General features: G+C 71.7%; 19 protein-coding genes. 9 read left to right on the forward strand and 10 right to left on the reverse strand.

The genetic code is table 11. The features are described 5' to 3' along the window. Positions 1-330 precede the first annotated feature (330 nt). Positions 331-1,734, forward strand: coding sequence for a GH1 family beta-glucosidase (locus tag Dfulv_RS26380; RefSeq protein WP_259856043.1), 1,404 nt, complete (start codon positions 331-333; stop codon positions 1,732-1,734). 36 nt (positions 1,735-1,770) lie between these two features. On the opposite strand, the gene Dfulv_RS26385 is transcribed toward Dfulv_RS26380, so the two are convergent. Further along, positions 1,771-2,229 (reverse strand): response regulator, encoded by a 459-nt coding sequence (locus Dfulv_RS26385; protein ID WP_259856044.1) that lies wholly within the window; start codon positions 2,227-2,229, stop codon positions 1,771-1,773. Between the two features lie 125 nt (positions 2,230-2,354). Between Dfulv_RS26385 and Dfulv_RS26390 the strand changes: the two genes are divergently transcribed. Further along, positions 2,355-2,696, forward strand: a complete 342-nt coding sequence (locus Dfulv_RS26390) for an STAS domain-containing protein (RefSeq protein WP_259856045.1) — start codon at positions 2,355-2,357, stop codon at positions 2,694-2,696. A 141-nt stretch (positions 2,697-2,837) separates the two neighbouring features. On the opposite strand, the gene Dfulv_RS26395 is transcribed toward Dfulv_RS26390, so the two are convergent. From Dfulv_RS26395 to Dfulv_RS26405, 3 genes are all read right to left on the reverse strand, one after another. Then, positions 2,838-3,431 (reverse strand): DUF4865 family protein, encoded by a 594-nt coding sequence (locus Dfulv_RS26395; RefSeq protein WP_259856046.1) that lies wholly within the window; start codon positions 3,429-3,431, stop codon positions 2,838-2,840. A gap of 13 nt (positions 3,432-3,444) precedes the next feature. Then, positions 3,445-3,996, reverse strand: a complete 552-nt coding sequence (locus tag Dfulv_RS26400; RefSeq protein ID WP_259856047.1) for a TetR/AcrR family transcriptional regulator — start codon at positions 3,994-3,996, stop codon at positions 3,445-3,447. Positions 3,997-4,069: 73 nt separating this feature from the next. After that, positions 4,070-4,312: a hypothetical protein gene (locus tag Dfulv_RS26405; RefSeq protein ID WP_259856048.1), complete on the reverse strand. Its 243-nt coding sequence runs from the start codon at positions 4,310-4,312 to the stop codon at positions 4,070-4,072. A 124-nt stretch (positions 4,313-4,436) separates the two neighbouring features. On the opposite strand from Dfulv_RS26405, the gene paaK reads away from it, so the two are divergent. Then, positions 4,437-5,738: a phenylacetate--CoA ligase PaaK gene (gene paaK, locus Dfulv_RS26410; protein WP_259856056.1), complete on the forward strand. Its 1,302-nt coding sequence runs from the start codon at positions 4,437-4,439 to the stop codon at positions 5,736-5,738. Between the two features lie 253 nt (positions 5,739-5,991). On the opposite strand, the gene Dfulv_RS26415 is transcribed toward paaK, so the two are convergent. Together Dfulv_RS26415 and Dfulv_RS26420 are read right to left on the reverse strand one after the other, a co-directional pair. Then, positions 5,992-7,095: a baeRF2 domain-containing protein gene (locus tag Dfulv_RS26415; RefSeq protein ID WP_259856058.1), complete on the reverse strand. Its 1,104-nt coding sequence runs from the start codon at positions 7,093-7,095 to the stop codon at positions 5,992-5,994. Between the two features lie 38 nt (positions 7,096-7,133). Further along, a complete protein-coding gene (locus Dfulv_RS26420; RefSeq protein ID WP_259856060.1) occupies positions 7,134-7,574 on the reverse strand; it encodes a DUF309 domain-containing protein in 441 nt (146 codons plus the stop codon). 83 nt (positions 7,575-7,657) lie between these two features. Between Dfulv_RS26420 and Dfulv_RS26425 the strand changes: the two genes are divergently transcribed. Continuing rightward, complete coding sequence (locus Dfulv_RS26425; RefSeq protein ID WP_259856062.1) at positions 7,658-7,921, forward strand: hypothetical protein; 264 nt, start codon at positions 7,658-7,660, stop codon at positions 7,919-7,921. A 396-nt stretch (positions 7,922-8,317) separates the two neighbouring features. Here Dfulv_RS26425 and Dfulv_RS26430 read toward each other — a convergent pair whose 3' ends face one another. Both Dfulv_RS26430 and Dfulv_RS26435 read right to left on the reverse strand, forming a co-directional pair. Beyond that, positions 8,318-8,452 carry a hypothetical protein gene (locus tag Dfulv_RS26430; protein WP_259856065.1) on the reverse strand — a complete coding sequence of 45 codons (135 nt, stop codon included), beginning with the start codon at positions 8,450-8,452 and terminating at the stop codon, positions 8,318-8,320. A gap of 353 nt (positions 8,453-8,805) precedes the next feature. Then, a complete protein-coding gene (locus tag Dfulv_RS26435) occupies positions 8,806-9,597 on the reverse strand; it encodes a maleylpyruvate isomerase family mycothiol-dependent enzyme (RefSeq protein ID WP_259856067.1) in 792 nt (263 codons plus the stop codon). 209 nt (positions 9,598-9,806) lie between these two features. On the opposite strand from Dfulv_RS26435, the gene Dfulv_RS26440 reads away from it, so the two are divergent. After that, entirely contained in the window at positions 9,807-11,021 is a 1,215-nt protein-coding gene (locus tag Dfulv_RS26440) for a phosphatase PAP2 family protein (protein ID WP_259856069.1), read from the forward strand. Between the two features lie 108 nt (positions 11,022-11,129). Here the strand turns inward: Dfulv_RS26440 and Dfulv_RS26445 are convergent, their stop codons facing one another. Then, positions 11,130-11,789, reverse strand: a complete 660-nt coding sequence (locus Dfulv_RS26445; RefSeq protein WP_259856071.1) for a GntR family transcriptional regulator — start codon at positions 11,787-11,789, stop codon at positions 11,130-11,132. A gap of 301 nt (positions 11,790-12,090) precedes the next feature. Between Dfulv_RS26445 and Dfulv_RS26450 the strand changes: the two genes are divergently transcribed. Beyond that, positions 12,091-15,813 carry a SpoIIE family protein phosphatase gene (locus tag Dfulv_RS26450; RefSeq protein WP_259856073.1) on the forward strand — a complete coding sequence of 1,241 codons (3,723 nt, stop codon included), beginning with the start codon at positions 12,091-12,093 and terminating at the stop codon, positions 15,811-15,813. A gap of 76 nt (positions 15,814-15,889) precedes the next feature. Here the strand turns inward: Dfulv_RS26450 and Dfulv_RS26455 are convergent, their stop codons facing one another. After that, positions 15,890-18,268 (reverse strand): M4 family metallopeptidase, encoded by a 2,379-nt coding sequence (locus Dfulv_RS26455; RefSeq protein WP_259856075.1) that lies wholly within the window; start codon positions 18,266-18,268, stop codon positions 15,890-15,892. A gap of 475 nt (positions 18,269-18,743) precedes the next feature. Between Dfulv_RS26455 and Dfulv_RS26460 the strand changes: the two genes are divergently transcribed. The 3 genes from Dfulv_RS26460 to Dfulv_RS26470 all read left to right on the forward strand — a co-directional run bounded on the left by Dfulv_RS26460 (position 18,744) and on the right by Dfulv_RS26470 (position 21,764). Next, positions 18,744-20,171 (forward strand): MFS transporter, encoded by a 1,428-nt coding sequence (locus Dfulv_RS26460; protein WP_259856077.1) that lies wholly within the window; start codon positions 18,744-18,746, stop codon positions 20,169-20,171. 9 nt (positions 20,172-20,180) lie between these two features. Further along, the gene (locus Dfulv_RS26465) at positions 20,181-20,585 is read left to right on the forward strand and encodes a hypothetical protein (RefSeq protein WP_259856078.1); all 405 of its coding nucleotides are present in this window, start codon (positions 20,181-20,183) and stop codon (positions 20,583-20,585) included. A 123-nt stretch (positions 20,586-20,708) separates the two neighbouring features. Beyond that, the gene (locus tag Dfulv_RS26470; protein WP_406568030.1) at positions 20,709-21,764 is read left to right on the forward strand and encodes a magnesium and cobalt transport protein CorA; all 1,056 of its coding nucleotides are present in this window, start codon (positions 20,709-20,711) and stop codon (positions 21,762-21,764) included. Positions 21,765-21,803 lie beyond the last annotated feature (39 nt).

Raw genomic sequence — 21,803 nt, forward strand, 5'->3', positions numbered from 1 at the left:
TCTGCCCGGGCGGATGCAGCGTGTGCGCCGGATGCACGAAGGGCTCCTTGCTCAGGGGTGTAGGGAGCGCGCGGGCGGGGTGCTGGTGCTGGAGAGCGCTCTCCAATTGGTCGCAGTGTTGTCCTGTCGTTTCCGCCGTGTCAAGAGTCCTCGATGGCCGGCCAAGATCTTTGGACCTGATTTGTCCCGGTACTTGGGGATCCCCGACCCAACGGACCTTGACACCTCGCCACACGACGCCGCAGTCTGGTCACGCGGCTTGGAGAGCGCTCTCCGAGCTGCTTTCGTTTACCGTCCTTCTGACAATCGACACGGGGAGTGGTGGTGGGTGTGAGCACAACGGCGGTGCGGACCGCGGAGGGGCTGCTGACCTTTCCGGCGACCTTCTGGTGGGGCGCCGCGACAGCCGCCTACCAGATCGAGGGTGCCGTGGACGCCGACGGCCGGACCCCGTCGATCTGGGACACGTTCTCCGCGCAGCCCGGCCGGATCGACAACGGCGACACCGGCGCCCACGCCACCGGTCACTACTCGCGATACCGCGAGGACGTCCGGCTCATGGCGGAGCTCGGCCTGTCGGCGTACCGGTTCTCCATCGCCTGGCCCCGTGTCCGTCCCGCCGGTGGGCTCGGCGTCAACGAATCCGGCCTCGGCTTCTACGACCGGCTCGTCGACGAGTTGCTCACCGCGGGTGTCCGCCCGGTCGCCACGCTGTACCACTGGGACCTCCCCCAGGAACTGGAGGATCTCGGCGGCTGGACCAACCGCGACACCGCCCTGCGCTTCGCCGACTACGCGGCGGCGGTCGCCGCCCGGCTCGGCGACCGCGTCGCGCTGTGGAACACGCTGAACGAGCCGTGGTGCTCGGCGTTCCTCGGCTACGGCACGGGTGGCCACGCCCCCGGCCGCCGCGGGCACGTCGGCGCGCTGACCGCCACCCACCATCTGCTGCTCGCCCACGGGCTCGGGGTCGCCGCGCTGCGGTCCGCCGGCGTCACCGGCCAGGTGTCGGTGGCGCTGAACGCGGGTGCCGTCCGGCCGCTCACCGCCGACCCGGCCGACGTCGACGCCGCGCGCCGGATCGACGGCCTGCTCAACCGGATCTTCTTCGACCCGATCCTGCGCGGTGCGTACCCGGCCGACACGATCGAGGACACCGCGTCACTGACCGACTGGCATTTCGTCCGCGACGGCGACCTGCAGGTCGTCGCGGCGCCGGTCGACGCCGTCTGCGTGAACTACTACCAGCCGGACCTGGTCGGCGCGGCGCCCGACGGGCAGCTGGACCACGGCACGCCGTATCCGACCGCGCAGTCGGTGGTGTTCCACCGCACGCCCGGCCCGGTGACGCACATGGGCTGGTCCGTCGACCCGACCGGCCTGCGTGACCTGCTGTTGCGGATCCGTCACGACTACGGCGACTGCCCGCTCTACGTCACGGAGAACGGGGCCGCCTACGACGACCGGGTCGGCCCGGACGGCGGTGTCGACGACCCGGAGCGCATCGCGTACCTGCGGGGGCACCTCGCCGCCGTGCACGAGGCGATCACGGCGGGTGTCGACCTGCGCGGGTACTTCGTGTGGTCGCTGCTCGACAACTTCGAGTGGGCGTTCGGCTTCAGCCGCAGGTTCGGCCTGGTGCACGTCGACTACGACACCCTCGACCGCACGGTGAAGGCAAGCGGACGCTGGTACCAGGCCGCGATCGCACGCGGGGCGATCGAGGCCCCGTAGAGCGCTTTCCCAGCCACGCAGCGGGCGGGCCGTCGCCTACATCGAGGTGACGGTCCGCTCCACGCTGATGTAGAACGCCTCGATCCGGCGGACGACGTGGACCAGGCTCGCGAAGTCGACGGGCTTGCGGATATACGTGTCCACGCGCAACTCGATGCTGCGCAGGAAGTCCTCTTCCGCGTTCGAGCTGGTCAGGATCACGACGGGGATGCGGTTCAGCGACGGGTCGGCGTGGATCGCCTCGAGGACGTCCCGCCCGTCGATACCGGGCAGGTTGAGGTCGAGGAGGATGATGTCGGGCCGCACCGCGTCGGCGTACGGCGGCCGGCGGTGCAGGAATCGCAGCGCGTCGGTGCCGTCGGTGCACACGGTGATCCGGTTGCGGACCTTGTGATCGGCGAAGGCCTCCCGCGTGATGAGCACGTCGCCGGGGTCGTCCTCCACGAGCAGGATCTCGATCGGCACAGCCCGATCGTCGTCCCCCGTCAAGCTCATGCGCCCCTCCCGCAACCCTGGTCAGGCCCACAGTAGCGTCCTGAGGCCACCCTGCCACACAGTCCGCGCCGAGTGACGCTACGGTCATACCGCGATTTTTCGAAGCGGCACACCCCGGAGCGAACATGACGTTCTCGATCTCGACGGTCGGCGGTCACGGCGTGGTCACCGCCGAGGGTGAACTTGACGTCAGCACCTCGCCGGAACTGCGCCGTACCGTCAACGCCGCCCTCGACCAGGGCAACGGCACGCTGATCGTCGACCTGTCGGCCGTGACGTTCATGGACTCGACGACGCTGGGCGTGCTGATCGGCGCGTACAACCGGCTGCGCGAGACCGGCGGCGGCCTGGCCGTGGTCTGCCCGGACGACCGCGTCCGGCGAGTGTTCCGGATCACCGGCCTGGACAAGGTCTTCCACCTGTTCGACACCGTGGATTCGGCCGCCGAGAGCCTCAGCGGTTCGTGACCGGTTCCCAGCGCGCCCGGTTCGTCGCGCGCCGTTCGCAACGCGCCCGGTTTCTGGCGCGCCTTTCTGGCGCGCCGTCGTACCGCACGGCGCTCGGCACGCCGCTTGCTTTGCACGCCACTCGCTCGACGCGCCACTCGCTCAGCGCGCCGTGAGTGCGGCCGGCCCCGGATCGGTTTCCGAGGTTCTCGAGGTCTCCACGAGTTCGTCGAGCTCCGGCGCCGAGAGGTGCAGCACCTCGTAGCGCTCCGTGGCCGGCTCGTCCGCCGGAACCTCGTCGCGCCAGAGAGCGAACCGGACAAGGCGCCAGTCGCGCGGGTCGAACGCGACCGCCGCGGTGTGGAGGCCTGGATGTCCGGCCAGTGCCGTCAGGTCCGCCGCTGACTCGGAGTAGTCGGCCACGCGGCGGGATGCGGCCCGCGGTGCCGACGAGCGTGCCGACCCGGTGACCATGCGCAGTCCGGTCCAGTGACTCACCGGCGGACGGCCGAAGTCGCGGACGATGTTCTGGAAACCGCCGCCGCCGACAAGGAAGTGCGCCATCGCCGGTACCGCGTGCCAGAGGTAGAAGGGGGCGTACTGGTTGACGGGGGAACCGTCCACGCCGGCCTCACGGATCAGGTACGCCTTCAGGCCCAGCCCCGCGCGTTCGTCCAGCGCGTGCCCCTTCGTCTGCACACGGTGGCGGATGATGCGCATGTCGTAGTCGGTGGGCAGGGTCAGCTCGTACTGCATCGCGTACACGGGATCAGGCCTTTCCGGTGGCGAGGGACAGCAGGCCGAGCACGCCGGCAACGGCCTGCTCGAAGGGTTCGGTCGAGCCGGCGGCGCGCGCCAGGACGTAGCCGCCCTGGAGCGTGGCGACGATCGTCGCGGCCGTGGCGCCGGCGTCCACCGCGGGCACGTCTTCGGCGAGCAGTTCGGCGAGCCGGCCGCGCAGCCAGGTGAAGGTCGTGTCGAGCGGCTCGCGGAGCACCGGGTCGTCGACGATCCCGGGGTCCTGTGCGAGGCGGCCGATGGGGCAGCCCTTCAGGACGTCTCGGGAACGGTGCAGATACGCGGTGATCCGCTCGACTGCGTCACCCGGGCCGTTCAGTGACGCCTCGGCTGCGGTCCGCAACTCGGCGGCGGTACGACGGATGGCCTCGGCTGCGAGGTCGGGCTTGCCCCGGAAATGGTGGTACATGCTGCCCTGACCGGCGCCGGCGCGCTCCTGGATGGCGCGCGGGCTGGTGGCGGTGTAGCCGCGCTCCCACAGCAGTTCCCGGGTGCTCTCGACGAGGCGATCAGCGGTTCCCATCCGTACATACTAGTAGGTACAGAACCGACAACAGAGAGGCGGACCGCGCCACCCGCGGTCCGCCTCTTTGTTGCTAGGTCTCGTTCACAGCCAGTGCGTGGTGCTGCGTCGAGCGCGCGGCAGCCTCCTGCCGGCGCAGGATCTCGTCGATCTCGGCGATCTCCTCCTCGGTGTGCCGGCCGAGGATCAGGTCGAGCTCGAGGCGCTCAGCCGGGGTCCGGTACGCGGCGATCTCACCCGCCAGCCGGCGGCGCGCCCGGCGGGCCTCGACGCGGCTGGTGACGGCGTCGCGCACGCGACGAGTTGCGGTCTCCATCAGAATCTCTCCCTCGCAGTGGTCCTTGCTGAGCTTTACTGTATCGATTTAGAAAGATCCACAACTACGATCGCCTCGTGACGCCCGGCACGCACGTTCTGAGCTGCGGGTGCAGGATGCAAAGGTGCGCGACGTCACCGTTGACCCCGCCGGCCTGGAGCCGATCGAGACCGCGTCCCGCGACGAGCTGACCGCCCTCCAGCTCGGCCGCCTGAAGTGGACCCTGGAACACGCTTACCGGAACGTGCCGCACTACCGGCAGGCGTTCGACGCCGCCGGGGTGCACCCGGACGACTGCCGGGACCTCGCCGACCTGGCCAAGTTCCCGTTCACCACGAAGGACGACCTCAGACGCCAGTACCCCTTCGGCATGTTCGCCGTCCCCCGGGAACGCGTCGTGCGCGTCCACGCCTCATCCGGTACCACCGGAAAACCGACCGTCGTCGGCTACACACAGCGCGACATCGACACCTGGGCCGACCTGATGGCACGCTCCATCCGCGCTTCCGGCGGCCGGCCCGGCGACATCGTCCACGTCGCGTACGGGTACGGCCTGTTCACCGGCGGCCTCGGCGCCCACTACGGCGCGGAGCGGCTCGGCTGCACCGTGGTGCCGGTGTCCGGCGGCATGACCGAACGGCAGGTCATGCTGATCCGCGACTTCCGGCCGGACATCATCATGGTCACGCCGTCGTACCTGCTCGCGATCGTCGACGAGATGGCGCGGCAGGGCCTCGATCCGCGGGAGAGCGCGCTCCAGATCGGCATCCTCGGTGCCGAGCCGTGGACGAACGACATGCGGGCCGAGATCGAGTCGCGGCTCGACATGCACGCCGTCGACATCTACGGGCTGTCCGAGGTGATGGGGCCCGGGGTCGCGAACGAGTGCGTGGAGACCAAGGACGGCCTGCACATCTGGGAGGACCACTTCTACCCGGAGGTGATCGACCCGGCCACGGGCGTTCCGGTGCCCGACGGCGAGCCCGGTGAGCTGGTGTTCACCTCGCTCACCAAGGAGGCGATGCCGGTGATCCGGTACCGCACCCGCGACCTGACCCGGCTGCTGCCCGGCACCGCCCGCACGATGCGCCGCATGGAGAAGGTCACCGGCCGTAGCGACGACATGATGATCGTGCGCGGTGTGAACGTGTTCCCGACCCAGATCGAGGAGCTTCTCCTGCGGATTCCGGCCCTGGCACCGCACTTCCAGTGCGTGCTCTCCCGCCGTGACCGTTTGGACACGCTGACGGTGCTGGCTGAGCGTCGCCCGGAAACGCCGGAGGATGTGGCGCTCGACGCCGGTACCACACTCGGCGCCATGGTGAAGAGCACGATCGGCGTCACCGTGGAGGTCCGGGTGCTGGACCCGGGCGGCGTCGAGCGCTCGGCCGGCAAGATGCGCAGGGTGGTCGACGAGCGACAGTGAGCGCAACCGCGGGTCCCGGGGCCACCGACGCACCGCAGTGCCCCGGGGTCGGCAGCGCGCCACGACACTCGAAGCCGGCAACATGATGCGATGCCCGCAACCGGCGTCGCGGCACAAGGGCCCGAACCGGCAGCGTGCCTGGAAGCCCGGAACCGGCGCGGCGTTGCGCCGGGCAGTGCGGTTCGGCGGCCTCCTGACCTGGCCGCCAGCCGCCGCATCCCGCGCAGTCGGCAGGCCGGTCCCAGGCAGCGGCTCAGTGGTGGCGGGTCGCCGCGTCGGCAAACCGCAGCACCGCCCCGACGCCACCGTTGAGCCAGGCGTCGTCCGGCTGGACCAGCACCAGGTCGGCGTCCGTGCCGGCCAGCGCCCGGACCAGCGCGGCGTCGGCCCGGACCCGTTGGGGATCGGTGACACCGGCCGCCTTGAGCTCGTCGGCGGACAGCGACACGTCCACCGGTTCCGGGCCGGCCCACAGTTGCTCCGTCGAGGAACGTTCGTCGACCAGCAGCAGCGTGTCGACCTGTGCGCGCTGTAGTGCGGCCACCACGGCGGCGAGCCCGGTGCCCGCGGCGGCGTTGTGGCTCAGCTCCGCGTGGTAACGGTCCAGCAGGTCACTGACCCGCCGGTCCGCCAGTTCGGCAACGGCGATCCCGGTGGGCCGGTCCAGGGTGTCCGAGCCGGCATCCGTCTGGACGACCCGCTCCCGCCACCGTGCCGACAGGTGGTCGACGAGCAGCGGACGGGCCTGCGGGTCGCCCGCGACCACCACGATCTCCGCCCCGGCCTCCTCCGCCATGGCGGTCACCGCCTCGGCGATCTCCGTGGCGTTGCGTTCCCAGGTGAGTCCGGCCACCTGCCCGTACCGCGGCGCCGACCGGACACCCCGGCCGGCCTTGTGGATCGGGAGCTCGCTGTGCCCCTCGGCCCCCAGCCGGCGGTCGATCTCGCCGTGCGTGATGCGTCCCGGATCTGCGCCGGTGTGGTCGACCACCACCCGCATCCACGGCAGTATTTCGCCACGCGCCGCTGCCAGCGGCATCACGTCCGGTAGCGAGCCGAGCGACGATCCGGTGACCGACGGTGGGTTCGGGAACGTTTCCGCCAGCAGCGTCTCGCCGCCCGCCCCGAAGAGCGCGAGACCTGCCCGCCCCTCCACCGGCGGCAGCGTGTTCAGCGTCGCCTCGAACGCGTCGAGGGTGGCGGTGTCGGCGCCGGCGCGGTCCAGGTCGTCACGCGCGTCACGCCAGCGGATGCCGATCATCCGCGCCGCGTCCGCGGTGTCGCGCGAGACGTCGAGGTACAGCGAGGCGAACGGCCCCGGATGCCGGTACAGCGGCTGGAGAAAGGCAAGGTCCATGGGCCCTCTGTCTACCCCGCCGGGCGCCCGGCCATGCCTCAAGCGCGTGACCGCCTGAACCTGGGCGTGCCCGCACCGGCGGCGCAGAAGGCCACGAGGCCGTCGATGTCGATGTCGTACGGCGGGTCGGCGCGGTACTGCGCGATCCGCTCCCCCGCCCGCTGGAGCAGGCGTTCCGCGCCCGTCGAGTTGCCGCGCCGGGCGTGGGTCAGCCCGACTGCGAGCTGTGCAAGGCCCCGCCACAGTTCGCGTTCGGCATCAGGTGCCGCCTTCCACGCCGCCTCGAGCACCTCGTGGGCATGGAACGGCCGGTCCTCGTCGAGGAGCCACTGTGCCTGCTCAAGGGCCTCGGCGGGGGTGACCCGCAGATCGTCCGGCATCGTCGGCACCCCTTCGGCGCCGCGCGGCAGCGGGCGGCCGAGCCCGTCGCGGGGCCGCGCGTTCCGGGCCCGACCGGCCTCGTCCCGATCACGTTCCACGCCCTCAACGCTACGTCACCGCCCGACCACGGCCGCTGGGCCCTATCCGGTAACGGTGCTCGATGTCCGGCATGATGTATCCCGTGACGCAATGGGAATACGCGAGACTGGAGTACCGTGCGGCGGGCACGCTCGGCACGGACAAGTTCGAGGACTGGGATGCGGTTTTCCACCACCCCGGCGGGGTCCAGCGCTGGGGCACCGACGAACGGTTCAATGACCTGCGGCACCTCAACCGCGCCGGCGCCGAGGGCTGGCAGGCGTACGATCGCGCCGCGATGATCATCGGCCAGCCGCACCGCCTGCACGCGGTCACCTACTCGCTGCGCCGGCCCGTCGAGCCCTGACGCGACCGGCGGTCCCGCGGTGCCGCAACGGGGCGGCACCCGGGCTCCGGCGCGATCGTCTGCTCCCTGGTTCCGAACTCATCGTCCGCGGACACCGCATGCCCTGGCGCTGCCGGGACTTGGCGCGGTCAGCCGTCACGCCACGGCAAAGGCCCCACCGCCACCGACGGCTCCGGCAAGACGCCGCCGACCACCGTCCCGCAGGACAAGCCGACCACGACGGTCCACACGACAGGCCGGCCAGCAAGCCGTCCCCCGCCCCCGTAGAGGCAAAGCACACGCCGCACGCGGACTGAACGAGCGGGCCAGCCGCGGCCGACGAGCAGGGCTGTCCGATCAGCCGGGACGGCGCCCGACCCTCAGACTCGCCGGTCAGAACGACAACCGGTCACTCGGTCAGAAGACGGTTGGTCCAGCCGCCTTCGACAATGCCCTTCCGTCGATCCAGATGCCCGGGTCGACGACGGTCGCGGCGTCGACGGTGGTGGGGCGGCCGGCACGTACCGCCGGATCCGACTCGGCGTCGGACATGCTGACGCCGTGCATCCTGCCCGGCTCGGGCCACGACGTGACCGTCGACCAGATGAACTCGCGGACGTCGCCGTGCGGCCTTGACGATCAGGTGGCTCTGACGAGGAAGGGCCGCGCCCAGGAACCGCGCCCGCGCGTTCGGCAGCTCGGCCCGGGCCGCCGTCACCGGGCGGCCGGGAGGTGGCCACGACGCAGGTGGCCTCGACCATCTCGGGCACGGCGAGGACCGGCTGCCCGTCGAGCGCGTCTGCCATCCGGACATCTCGCCGCAGGTTCGCCGACGACCCTGTCCCCCAGTTCGCCCAGCGTCGACACCGTGACGGAACGTGCAGGGGGACGGGACCGGCCGGCCGTCAGAAGCCGGGGAAGACCTTCCGGAGGTCGTCCAGGGACAGGTCACCCGTCACCTTGACCGAGCCGGGCGTGTACTTCGGGGCGAGCCGGCCGACGGTCAGCCGGAGCCACGCCTCGAGCGGCAGCGACAGCTCACCGTCCGCGGTGGCCGGCAGGTCGGTGAGCTCGACCGTGTCGGCGATCCGCAGGCCCAGGCGCTCGTCGCGGTCGGTGAGCGTCAGCAGCAGGTGGGCGGTGCGGCCCTCGAGGCGATCCGGCTTCGCGACCCAGCCGAACATCGACCCGGCCCGGTCGGCCATCAGCTCGGCGGCCTCCGGCGCGAGGACCGCTGACGGGTCGAACGCGACCCGGATGTCCCAGTCGTGGAAACCGAACTCGGTGAGCCGCAGCAGGGCCGAGGTGGCGACGTCGACGGGCTCGGGCAGGAAGCCGACGTCGATGCGGTGCGACGCGCGCCGGGCGGCGTCGAGCGCTTCGTACGCCTCGACGAGGCGCTCGTTCGCCACCGGGAACGCCTCCTGCCGCTCCTGCGGGGTCATCCCGTCCCAGCGGGCCCAGACGCCCTTGTTGAACTCGAACTGCGGTGCCGGACGGCCTTCGAGCGAGGCCCGCACCACCTCGAGGTTGATCTCGGCGCCGCTGCCCAGGTGGCTGACGACCTGCGACACGTCCCACTCGCTCGCGGCGGACGGGCCGGTCAGCTGCTCGGGTGTGAGGCCGCGGACCAGCGCGGTCAGGTCGTCGTGGCCCTTGCGGAGGGCGGCGATCGCGAGGTCGGCTCGGCTGCTCATCGTGCTCCTTGCATCAGCAACGGAAACTTTATTGAAGCATAAACTATCGTACCGGCCGAGTGACGGACGACTCCCGAAGGCTTCCCGATCAGCAATATTGCCGACTTGGCAACATCAGGTACCTTCTGATCGTGAACGCGGGGGTGGGACTCGATGAACGGCAAGGCTCCGCCAGACGACGCCCACGTGCGTGGACAGAGTTGCTCCTGGTGGTCGGGCTGTTCCTGGCGTACAAGGTGGGACGGCTCGTCGTCGACGGGCGGGTGAGTGACGCCTTCGCCGACGCCGACCTGGTCTGGCACATCGAGCGGGCGCTGCGCCTGCCGGACGAGGCCGGCTTCCAGCAGCTCCTGCTCAGCAGCGAGGGCCTGATCCGGACCGCCAACATCTACTACGCCGTGGTGCACTTCCCGGCGACGGTGGCGTTCCTGCTGTTCATGTACTTCTTCCGCCCCGAGCATTACGTGCGCTTCCGCCGGATGCTCGCCTGGCTCACGGCGATGGGCCTGGTCATCCACTTCGTGTTTCCGCTCGCCCCGCCGCGGATGCTCGGCGGGCTCGGGCTGGTCGACACGGCCGCCGTCTACGGCCCGTCCGTGTACGGGCCACCGCAGAGCGACACGCTGAGCAACCAGTACGCGGCGATGCCGTCACTGCACGTGGGCTGGGCGATTGTCGTCGCGGCCGGGCTGATCATCGCGACCCGGAGCCGCTGGCGCTGGCTGTGGGCGGCCCACCCCGTGCTGACCATGATCGTGGTGGTGGGGACCGCCAACCACTACTGGATCGACGGCCTGGTCGCCGGCGCGCTCGTCGCCGGCCTGATGGCGGCGACGGCGAAGCCCACGACCGCGGTGCCGGAGATACCGATCAACGAGGGAACGCTGGTCAACGCCGGAGCAGCGGTCGGCGCGGGAAGCGCGATCAAAGCAGAAACAGGGATCAAAGCAGAAACAGCGATCAACCCGGAACCACCGATCACGGCACGAACCGCGATCATCGCCGAGACAGGAATCAAGCCACAAGCAGCGATCAAGGCGAGAACAGCGATCAGGGCCGAGGCCCTGGCCAGGGCCGAGCCGACGGCCAGGGCAGGTTCCAAGACCGAGACAGGGGCCAGAGCCGAGACAGAGGTCAAAGCCGAGGTCAGGACCGAGACCTGGGCCAGGGCTGAGACACGAGCCAGGGCTGAGACGGCGATCAGGCGCAGCCGCACGGATTCCAGGGAAGACGGCACGGCCGCTCACGCCGTCCGGCCCGGCGACAAGGCCGCCGGGCCGGCCGAGGACACCACCGCCCCGTCAGGCGACAACACCACCGACGAACCCGCCGTCGTCGGCGTGCACGAGCGGGCGATCCGGGCCGTACCGCCACAGGTGCCGCACACCGTGGACACCGAGCCGGCCGGAGAGCCCGCCCGGTGACGGCGTGATCGCGGAACTGCCCTCTGGCGGGAAACGGCTCGGCGTCGTATAGTTGAACGTGAGACCGGCATCTTCCCCCGTGGATGCCGGTCTTCTTATGTCCAGGTGTCAGTTGCCCACCCGGCCGCGGATCGCCCGGATCGTGTTGAGGTTGTGCTCCCGCGCCGCCGTCTCCAGCTCCGCCGCGTCGTGCGCGCCGGATTCCAGCAGGTCGAGCAGCGCGTCGTGCTCGTCGACCGCCGCCGGCAGCCGCACCTCCGGATACAGCGAGGCCAGGACCCGCGAGGCGTCGATGCGAGCCCAGATGCCGTCGAGCGCCTCGATCATGTAGCGGTTGGGGCAGCACCCGTAGATCGTGCGGTGGAACCGCCGGTGCAGTGCCATGAGCTGGCCGTGGTCGAGCGGCCGGGCGGCGGCGCCGGCACGCAGCGCGGCGTTGAGCGCCCGGGCCTCGGTGATCTGCTCCGCGGTCACGCACGGCGCCGCCGCGGCGAACGCGTAGCCGTCGAGCAGCGCCAGCATCTCGACGAGCCGCTCCCACTCCTCGTTCTGCAGCGTCGCCACCCGGGCGCCGACGTTGCGCTCGAAGTGGACCAGTCCTTCGGCCTCGAGCCGCCGGATCGCCTCGCGCACCGGCACGGGGCTGACGTCGAGCTCGCGGGCCAGGCTGCTGAGCACCAGCCGGTGCCCGGGGCCGTACCGGCCGTCGATGATGCGCCCACGGATCTCTCGATAGGCGAGCTCGTGCTTGGAGGGCTCAGGTTGCACGTGCGGATTCCGCTCTTGACATGGGCTTGCGCCCACCACAATCATATATGATCGATACCGGGAATGTCCGGTGCGCGCCGGTTCGCCATCGGTGGTGCGGCTGATGTCGACGGGGGCAACCGCGCCATGGATGGCGAACCCTGGCGGCCCGCACCCACGCCCGCACCGTCAGCGGAAAGCCATCGATGAACATGGCTGAGACGATAGAGCACCGCCCCCGCCGGGCCGGAACCGTCCGGAGTGGACGATCCACCGGCCGGCGCAGCCTGTGCGCGGCAATGGTTGTGCGTAGGCTGGGAGCATGGCTGACCCGACCTCCGACCCGTTCTTCGGGGACACGGAGGTCAGTCGCGACCTCGCCGCGGTCGACTGGGCGGCGACCCCGCTGGGCCCGCCCGCCGGCTGGCCGCAGAGCCTGCGCTCGGTCGTGCGCATCCTGCTCGGCTCCCGGTTCTCCATGTGGATGGCGTGGGGCCCGGAGCTGACGTTCTTCTGCAACGACGCCTACCGCCGCGACACGCTCGGCAAGAAGTACCCCTGGGCGCTCGGCCGCCCGGCCGCCGACGTGTGGGCGGAGATCTGGCCCGAGATCGGCCCCCGCATCCGCACGGTCGTCGGCACCGGGGTCGCGACGTGGGACGAGGCCCTCCAGCTGTTCCTCGGGCGCAGCGGCTACACCGAGGAGACGTACCACACCTTCTCCTACAGCCCGCTCACCGACGACGCCGGCGCGATCGCCGGCATGCTCTGCGTGGTCAGCGAGGACACCGACCGGGTCATCGGCGAGCGGCGGATGGCGACGCTGCGGGACCTGGGCTCCGACTTCGGCGCGGAGCCCGCCGGCATCAGCGACGCGGAGGTGTTCGCGACCGCCGCCCGGCACCTCGGCGGCCGCGCCGACGACCTGCCGTTCACGCTGATCCACCTGTTCGAGGACGACGAGACCACGCGGCTGGTGTCCAGCACCGGCGTCCCGGCCGGCCACCCGATCCTCGACCCGGCCGGTGAGCCGCCCTGGCCGCTCGCCGAGCTGGCCCGCGGCGTCCCGCTGACGCTGGGCGGGCTGACCGGGCTGCCGGCCGGCGCGTGGCCCGAGCCGCCGGCCGAGGTCCGGCTGGTGCCGCTCGCGCGGCACGGCGGCGGCCGGCCGTACGGGTTCCTCACCGTCGGCCTGAACCGGTATCGTCCCTTCGACGCCGCCTACTCCGGCTTCATCGACCTGCTCGCCGGCCAGATCGCGGCCCGGCTGGCGACGGCGCGCGCCTACGAGGCCGAGCGGCACCGCGCCGAGTCGCTCGCCGAGCTCGACCGGGCCAAGACGGCGTTCTTCACCAACGTCAGCCACGAGTTCCGCACGCCGCTCACGCTGCTGCTCGGCCCCGCCGAGGACGCGCTGGCCGACCAGGCGTCGCCGCTGCCCCCGGGGCACCGGGAGCGTCTCGAGGTGGTGCACCGCAACGCCGAGCGGCTGCTCAAGCTGGTCAACACGCTGCTGGACTTCTCGCGCCTCGAGTCGGGGCGGCTGGAGGCCCGGTTCGAGCCGCTCGACCTCGCCCGTGTCACCGCGGAGCTCGCCGCCATGTTCGCCCCCGCGGCGGAGCGGATCGGGCTCGCCCTGGTCGTCGACTGCCCGCCGCTGCCCCAGCCGGTCCACGCCGACCGCGAGATGTGGACGAAAATCACGCTCAACCTGTTGTCCAACGCGCTGAAGTTCACCTTCGCCGGCTCGATCACCGTGCGGCTCGCCGCGGCCGGGAACGCGGCCGAGCTGAGCGTCACCGACACCGGCGTCGGCATCGACCCCGCCGACCAGGGCGCGCTGTTCGACCGCTTCCACCGGATCATGGGCACCCGGTCCCGCACGCATGAGGGCTCCGGGATCGGGCTCGCGCTCGTCGCCGAGCTCGCCGCGCTGCACGGCGGGACGGTCGCGGTGCGCAGCGCCCCCGGTGTGGGCAGCACGTTCACCGTCCGCATCCCCTTCGGGAGCGACCATCTGCCGCCGGAGCAGCTCGCGCCGGCCACGGACGCGGCGGTGGTACCGCATGAGCGTGGCTACCTGGCCGAGATCGACCGCTGGGTCGAGGCGCCGCAACCCACGCCGGCACCGCCGCAACCGCCCCGGGCCGCGCCGCGGGTGCTGGTCGTCGACGACAACGCGGACATGCGTGACTACATCCGCCGCGCCCTGGAGGCCGACTACCGGGTGCTGGAGGCGACCGACGGCGCCGTGGCGCTGGCGATGTGCCGGGCGGACCCTCCGGAACTGGTCGTCACCGACGTCATGATGCCCGACCTCGACGGCTTCGGCCTGGTCGCCGCGCTGCGCGCGGAAGAGGTCGGCGGGCACCTGCCGGTCATCATGCTCTCGGCGCGGGCCGGTGACGAGGCGACCGTCGAGGGCCTCGACGCCGGCGCCGACGACTACCTCGTCAAGCCGTTCTCGCCGCGTGAGCTGCGCGCCCGGGTGCGGGCCAACCTGGAGTTCGACCGGCTCCGCCGGACCCGCGACGAGCTGCAGCGCAGCCAGGAACTGCTCGACCAGGCGCAGCGCCTCGCGGCCGTCGGCAGCTGGGAGGTCGACCTGGCCACCGGCGCCGTGCACGGCTCCGGCGAGTTCCTGCGCCAGCTGGCGGTGACCGCCGAGCAGCTGCTCGAAGAGCGGGATCTGCTCGGCATCAACAAGCGCATGCACCCGGACGACCGGCCCCGCGTGGAGGCCGCGCTGGCGGCGGCGGTCCGCGGCGAGCCGCTGGACTACGAGGCCCGCGTCGCGATGCCCGACGGCACGCTGCGGGTGTTCCGCACGATCGGCGAGCTGGAGCGCGACGCCGCCGGCAACCCGGTCCGGCTGCGCGGCTCCAACCAGGACGTCACCGAGCAGCGCAGCACCGAGCAGGCGCTCGCCGCGGCGGCCGCGGCGCAGGAGGCCGCGGCCCGGGAGCACCGCATCGCCGACCAGTTGCAGCGCAGCCTCATGCCGCCGGTGACGATCCGCCCCGAGCATCTCGACCTGGCCGCCTACTACCGGCCGGGCGTGGCCGGCACGCAGGTCGGCGGCGACTGGTACGACGTGATCGAGCTCGGCGCCGACCGCACGGCCCTGGTGATGGGCGACGTCATGGGCCGCGGGGTGCCGGCGGCCGCCGTCATGGGGCAGCTGCGCGCGGCCGTCCGCGCGTACGCCCGGCTGGACCTGCCGCCCGCCGACGTGCTCGAGTACCTCGACGGGGTCGTCCGGGACCTGCGCGAGGACCAGATCGTCACCTGCGTGTACGCGGTCTACGACCCGGGCGAGCGCAGCCTGACGTACGCCAACGCCGGTCACCTGCCGCCCCTGCTGCTGTTGCCGGGTGCCGCCCCGCGCCCGCTGACGGCGTCGGGCCCGCCGCTGGGCACCGGCCCGCACACGCTCGCCGAGGAGCGGGTGGAACTGCCGGTCGGCGCGCTGCTGACGCTCTACACCGACGGTCTCGTCGAGCACCGCGACCGGGATCTCGACAGCGGCATCTTCGCGCTCGCGGCGCTGGTCGGCGAGATCACCGGGCCGCTCGCCGACGTCCCGGACCGCCTGGTGTCGCGGCTGCTGCCCGACGGCCCGGACGACGACATCACGCTGCTGCTCACCCGCGTCGTCGGCGAACCGGGCGAGCAGCAGTCGGTCATCCAGCACATGCCGGCCCGCGAGAGCGCCGTCCGCGACGCGCGCCGGCTCGTCGACACCACCCTGCGCCGCTGGTCGGCGCCGCCGCGGGTGATCGACGACCTGGTGCTGGTCGTGAGCGAGCTGGCCGCCAACGCCGTGCTGCACGGCCGGCCGCCGATCCAGTTGCGGCTGCGCCGCGCGGCGACGCACGTGGTGCTGGAGCTGCACGACACCGCCCCGTACCTGCCGCGCAAGCAGCGCCCGACCCCGGACGACGAGCACGGCCGGGGCCTGCAGCTGGTGTCGTCGCTGTGCGACCGGTGGGGCACCCGCCCGACCGCCGACGGCAAGGCCGTGTGGTGCATGCGGTCGATCTGAGCGGGCACCCCTGCCGGGTCGTGATCCCGACGCGCCGGGCGGGGCCGCCTTCACCCCGCCCGGCGTCCGGGCCTGATCAGGACACGGTGATCGCGGTGTCGTCGATCACGAACGAGGTCTGCAGCGACGCGTCCTCGGTGCCGAGGAACTTCACCGAGACCGTCTGGCCGGCGTACGCCGCGAGCGAGAACGACCGTTGCGTGTAGCCCGCGGCCTTGTTGAGGTTGCTGTAGGTCGCCAGGGTCGCCAGGACGGTGCCCGACGAGTTGAGGACCTGGACCCGCAGCGTGTCGTAGGCGACAGTGCCGGTCGTCTCGGTGCTGTCGATGTGGAGCCAGAAGCTGAAGGTGTACGTCGTGCAGCCCGCCGGCAGCGACACCGACTGCGCGATGTTCTCCGACGAGCTGTAGCCGTAGCCGTTCAGGTACGAGATGCGCGTGCCGCCGTGGGCGGGCTGGCCGCTGAAGCTGCCGATCGTGCCGGTGCTGCCGGTCCACGGTGCGGTGCCGGTCTCGAAGCCGGGGTTGCCGAGCTTCTGGCCGGGGCTGCCGCAGGTGCCCGGGGTGCCGGTGACGGTCAGCTCGAACGTCGCCGTGTGGGTCGCCGAGGTGCCGGTACCGGTGATCGTGACGGTGTACGTGCCGCCCGGGGTCGACGCGGCGGTGGTGATGGTCAGCGTCGAGGCCGCGCCGGAGGTGACCGACGACGGGCTGAACGACGCGGTGGCGCCGGCCGGGAGGCCGCTGCCGGTGAAGGCGACCGTCTGCGCGCTGCCGCTCGACGTGGTCGTCGACACCGTCGCGGTGAGCGAGGCGCCGGCGGTGACCGAGCCGGACGACGGAGCGACCGTCACGGTGAAGTCGTTCGCCGGGTTGCCGGTGCAGGGCGCGTCGCTGCCGGCGACGTTGACCGCGGTCCACGCCGCCTGGACGGCCTTGTACTCGGTGGAGCAGTCGCCGTGCAGGTCGGTGGCCGCGCGCAGGGTGTAGGCGCGGGCGGTGTTGGCCGGGTTGGCGGTGTTCACGTACGAGGTGTTCGACGTGAAGTACACATCCAGGGCCCGGAACCAGATCTTCTCCGCCTTCGCCCGGCCGATCCCGGTCACCGCCGGCGCCGAACCGCACACCGGCGACGTGCCGTACGCCGTCGCGCCCGTGCCCTCAGCCAGGTCGAAGAAGAAGTGGTTGGCCACACCCGAGGAGTAGTGCACGTCCTTGTTCTTCGTCGACGTCGACCAGCACGAGTCCGACGCACCGTCCAGCGACGGGTTGTACATGTACCGCAACGGCGAACCGTTACCATTGATGTCGATCTTCTCGCCGACCTGGTAGTCACCCGGATCCGCCGCGTTCGCCGCGTAGAACTCCACCATCGACCCGAAGATGTCACTCGTCGCCTCGTTCAGGCCACCCGACTCCCCCGAATAGGTAAGACCACCGGGGACGACGTTCTCGGTGACGCCGTGGCTCATCTCGTGGCCGGCCACATCGAGGGAGACCAGCGGCCGGTTGTTGCCCGCGCCGTCACCGTAGGTCATCTGCGAGCCGTCCCAGAACGCGTTGACGTAGGCGTTGCCGTAGTGGACGCGGCTCGGCACACCCGTACCGTTACCGAAGATGCCGTCGCGGGCGTGGACGTTCTTGTAGTAGTCGAAGGTCTTGGCGGCGCCGTAGTGCGCGTCGACGCCGGCCGACTGGCGGTTGCTGTTGGCGCCGGTGCCCCAGGTGTTGTCGGCGTCGGTGAACGTGGTGCAGGTACCGGCCGTGCTGTTGTTCATGTCGCAGGTGCGGCCGTTGCCGTGCGACGGGTCGACCATCGAGTAGGCCGACCCGGACTGGGTGGTGTCGACGGAGACGCTGCCGGAGTAGATGCTGTTGCCGGTGCCGGCGACCGTCTCGATCTCGTCGAAGGAGCCGCGGACCGTGTTGGTGGTGGCGTCGGTGACGACGTGCAGCCGCGACGGCGTCTGGCCGTCCGGCCGCCAGCCGCTGACGACGGTCTCGTAGGCCAGCACGCCGGTGCCGCCGCTCGCGTCGACGAACAGCTCCGGGCTGCCGGCGGCGGTCACGGAGCCGTCGAACGCCGATCGGGCCTTCGCCGCCGCGTCGCCCTTGGCCACCTTCGCGGTGACGCCGAGGGTCAGGGGCGCGTGCAGGCCGACGGACGTGCCGGCGAAGGCGCCGCCCGGCGCGGTGTGCATGACGAAGTCGCCGCCGTAGACCCGCAGCCCGCGATACGTGCGGGTGTAGCGCGTGTGCTTCGCGCCGTCGGCGTCGGCCTTCTGGCTGAACACGGTGTAGGCCTCCGCGTCCGCGGCGCGGATGTCGGCCCGGTGGGCCTGGAGGGTGGACGGTGTCGTCTCCGGCGCGGGTGACGCGTTCGCCGGGAACGCGACTGCGGTCAGCGCGCCGCCGGCGAGCAGCGCGGCACTGACAGCGGCGATCGATCTTTTCACGCGGCCTCCCGAGGCATGGGTGTCGTGACGGTAGTCACGCATATACATATAACGATGCCAGCGCGTGACCGATCCATACCAGTTGCTCCATACCATCCGCATCGTCACCCGCCGGTGACCTCGCGTGCTGACGCCGCCGGGCGCCCTGCCGCTCGTCGTCCTGCTGGGCGGGTGAGCGTGGTCCGGCGTGAGCGCGACGACGGTGGGCGATCGTCGTGGCGGCGATCGCGGTGCTGGTCGCGATCCCGGTGGTCCTCGCCGCCGCACCCGCCGACGCGGGGCGGGTCGGCGCCGCCACGCTGCGGGAGCGGATCCTGGCCGCCGCCGACCGGCCGTTCCAAGGGCGCGGCTCGATCATCATGCCGGAGCCCATCGACGCAGCCCGAACTGTTCACCTCCCGGCCAACGACCCCTCACGGCGGTGTCGCCGCCGCCGATCACCATGTGTCCTCACCCCTCGACGTGAGGACACCCGTTGTATCTGTCCACAGTGGACAAGCCGGTCCCGGCCGCCCGCGGCGCGCGGACCCGCGTCGCCGGCACCGTCCTGGCGCTCGGCACGGTCAGCCTGATCACCGACGTGTCCGCCGAGATGGTCACCGCGGTCCTGCCGCTGTACCTGGTCATCGGCCTGCACCTCGGCCCCGCCGCCTACGGCGTCGTGGACGGCCTCTACACCGGCGCCACCGCACTGCTCCGGCTCGCGGGCGGCTACGTGGCCGACCGCACCCGCCGCCGCAAGGCCGTCGCCGGCCTCGGTTACGCCGTGTCCGCCGCAGCCAAGCTCGGCCTGCTCGCCGCCGGCTCCTCCGTGCCCGCGCTGAGCGCCGTGATCGTCGCCGACCGCGCCGGCAAGGGCCTGCGCACCGCCCCGCGCGACGCGCTCATCACCCTGTCGACGCCGCCCGAGCGCCTGGGCCGCGCGTTCGGCGTCCACCGCGCGATGGACAGCGCCGGCGCGTTCGCCGGCCCACTGGTCGCGTTGGCGGTCCTGACCGTCGCGGGTCAGGCCTTCGACGCCGTCTTCGTCACCAGTGCCTGCATAGCGTTCCTGGGCGTGCTGGTCCTGACCCTGTTCGTCCCCGACCACCGCGGCTCACCCGCGGGCCTTGCCGAAACACCGATCAACCCGGATGCGACGGGAACAGCAAGGCCGACAAGGACCGAAGAGGCGGCGGAACCCGCGCCGCCGCCCGGACCGCCCGCCGGCGCCCACGCCGCGGCGCCGCACGGGGCGGAACCAGCGCCGGCCGCGCCGGGCGTGTCGGGCGTGTCGGTCCGGGCCGCCGTCGCGCTGCTGCGCCGCCGCGACATCCGGCTCGTTGTGCTCGCCGCGGTCGTCATGGGCCTCGCCACCATCGGTGACGGGTTCGTCTACCTCGTCCTCCAGCGCCGCCACGATCTGGCCGTCGGCTGGTTCCCGCTCCTCGCCGTCGGCACGAATCTCACGTACCTCCTCATTGCCATTCCCATCGGGAACCTCGCCGACCGGATCGGCCGGCGCACGGTCTGTCTCGCCGGGTTCGCCGCGCTGGGCGCCGTCTATCTGCTGCTGGCCGCTCAGGCGAGCGGCTGGCCGGCGCTGGTCGTCACGCTGGTGCTCTACGGCGTGTTCTACGCCGCCACCGACGGCGTGCTGATGGCGCTCGCCGGTCCGCTGCTACCGGCGCCGCTGCGGGCCACCGGGATCGCGCTCGTGCAGAGTGGTCAGGCGCTGGCATATCTCGTCTCCTCGGTCCTCTTCGGGCTCGCGTGGCAGGCGTGGGGCGCGGGTGCGGCGCTGCTCGTCGCCGCTGGCGGCACCGTCACGGCCCTCGCCCTCGTCGCGACGATGCTGCCACCGAGGTACGACAAAAATCCGGAACGCATCGAAGCCCTTGAACCATTGGCTACCCGGGAGTAACTTGACCGGATGCGAATGGTGGCACTGATCGTCGCGGCGGCCGGGATCATGGTGGAAGGCCTGGTCGTCGCCAGCCTGCTGTTCGTGCTCGGCGGCGTCGTCGACGCGTACTCGATGTCGCTCAACGGCACCGACCCGTCCCAGGCGCAGGTCGCGATCCGGGTGGCCGCGGTGGTGCTCGGCGTGCTGCTCGTCGCGCTGGCGGCGGTGCTGCTCCTGGCGGCGGTACGCCGCCGGCCTGCCCGCAGACTGACCGTGGTCGGCCTGGTGGTGCAGTGCGTCGTGACGACGATCGCCGGCGTGGCCCTGGGCTGGGAGGTCTTCGGCGGCACGCTCCTCGTGTTGGGCACGCTGCTCTACGTGCTCCTCGACGAGCAGCCGGATCGGGGGCTACGGCCGGTGAACCGGATCTGACACCACGTCCCCGACTCCGCGGGCGATCCACGCGGTAGCGTGTCGCCGAACGCGACGCGAAGAGAGGGCCGGGGCGTGGAGCAGGTGAAGGTGGGCAGGCGCGTCGGGCGGCTGCTCGGGCGGATGCTGCAGCAGTTCCAGCCGCACGAGCGTCTGCCGCATCTCCTGCCCGGCCAGGACCCCGACGACGCCGTCGTCGACTGCGCACTGTACGTACGCGGCGTGCGCCAGCCCGGCCGGCCCAGCTTCGAGGACGCGTACGCCGCCGCCAGACGCCGCCGCAACGGGTTCGTCTGGCTGGGGCTGTTCGAGCCGACCTGGGCGCAGCTCGCCGTGGTCGCCGACCTCGTCGGTCTGGACGAGGCCGCCGTCGACCAGACCCTCGCCAGGGACCGGCGGCCCGCCGTGGAGCGGCGCGGCGACGTGACGGTGCTGACGCTGCGCACCGCGCGGTACGTCGACCATGTCGAGCTGACCGCGACCTCCGAGGTCGTCGACACCGGCGCCGTGACCCTGCTGATCGGCCGGCACTTCGTGGTGAGCGTGCGGCACGGCGGGGCCGGCGCCCTCGCGGACGTGCGCGGCGGGCTGCAGGAGCGCCCGACGCTGCTCGGCCAGGGCCCGTGGTCGGTGGGCTACGCCGTTATCGAGCGCATGGTGGAGCTCTACCACGACGTGGCCACGCACGTGGAGCAGGACGTCGAGAAGCTCGAGGAAACGGCGTTCCTGCGCGTCGGGGGCTGCGACGTCCAGCAGATCTACCAGCTCAAGCGCGAGCTGGTGGAGTTCAAGCGGGCGGTGCTGCCGCTGCAGCAGCCACTGCGCCGGGTGACGGAACCGGCGGTCGACGTGCCGCCGGCGCTGCGGCAGTACTTCCTGGACGTCCACGCCCGGCTCAACCAGGTCGTGGAGCGCGTCGGCTCGTACAACGAACTCCTGGACTCGATCCTGCAGGCACGGCTGGCGCAGGTCGGCCTCGACCAGAACAATGACATGCGCAAGATCGCCGCGTGGGCCGCGATCGCCGCGATGCAGACGGCGATCGCCGGCCTCTACGGCATGAACTTCACCAACATTCCCGGGCTCAACTGGCGCTACGGCTTTGCGGTGGTACTGCTGGTGATGGTGGCCGGCGCCGTCGTGCTCCACCGGCTGTTCCGCAGATCCGGTTGGCTGTGAACGGAAAAGGGACCGGATGACGACCACGCCCCGGGCAGG

It is taken from the genome of Dactylosporangium fulvum, from assembly GCF_025137375.1.
In the GTDB taxonomy this organism is placed as follows: Bacteria; Actinomycetota; Actinomycetes; order Mycobacteriales; family Micromonosporaceae; genus Dactylosporangium; species Dactylosporangium fulvum.

Bases quoted from the DNA above. Each gene is read 5' to 3' on its own strand.
- Dfulv_RS26385 (WP_259856044.1), bottom strand. From the start codon at position 2,229: ATGAGCTTGACGGGGGACGACGATCGGGCTGTGCCGATCGAGATCCTG.
- Dfulv_RS26390 (WP_259856045.1), top strand. From the start codon at position 2,355: ATGACGTTCTCGATCTCGACGGTCGGCGGTCACGGCGTGGTCACCGCC.
- Dfulv_RS26395 (WP_259856046.1), bottom strand. From the start codon at position 3,431: ATGCAGTACGAGCTGACCCTGCCCACCGACTACGACATGCGCATCATC.
- Dfulv_RS26400 (WP_259856047.1), bottom strand. From the start codon at position 3,996: ATGGGAACCGCTGATCGCCTCGTCGAGAGCACCCGGGAACTGCTGTGG.
- Dfulv_RS26405 (WP_259856048.1), bottom strand. From the start codon at position 4,312: ATGGAGACCGCAACTCGTCGCGTGCGCGACGCCGTCACCAGCCGCGTC.
- Dfulv_RS26415 (WP_259856058.1), bottom strand. From the start codon at position 7,095: ATGGACCTTGCCTTTCTCCAGCCGCTGTACCGGCATCCGGGGCCGTTC.
- Dfulv_RS26430 (WP_259856065.1), bottom strand. From the start codon at position 8,452: ATGTCCGACGCCGAGTCGGATCCGGCGGTACGTGCCGGCCGCCCCACC.
- Dfulv_RS26435 (WP_259856067.1), bottom strand. From the start codon at position 9,597: ATGAGCAGCCGAGCCGACCTCGCGATCGCCGCCCTCCGCAAGGGCCAC.
- Dfulv_RS26450 (WP_259856073.1), top strand. From the start codon at position 12,091: ATGGCTGACCCGACCTCCGACCCGTTCTTCGGGGACACGGAGGTCAGT.
- Dfulv_RS26465 (WP_259856078.1), top strand. From the start codon at position 20,181: ATGCGAATGGTGGCACTGATCGTCGCGGCGGCCGGGATCATGGTGGAA.
- Dfulv_RS26470 (WP_406568030.1), top strand. From the start codon at position 20,709: ATGCTGCAGCAGTTCCAGCCGCACGAGCGTCTGCCGCATCTCCTGCCC.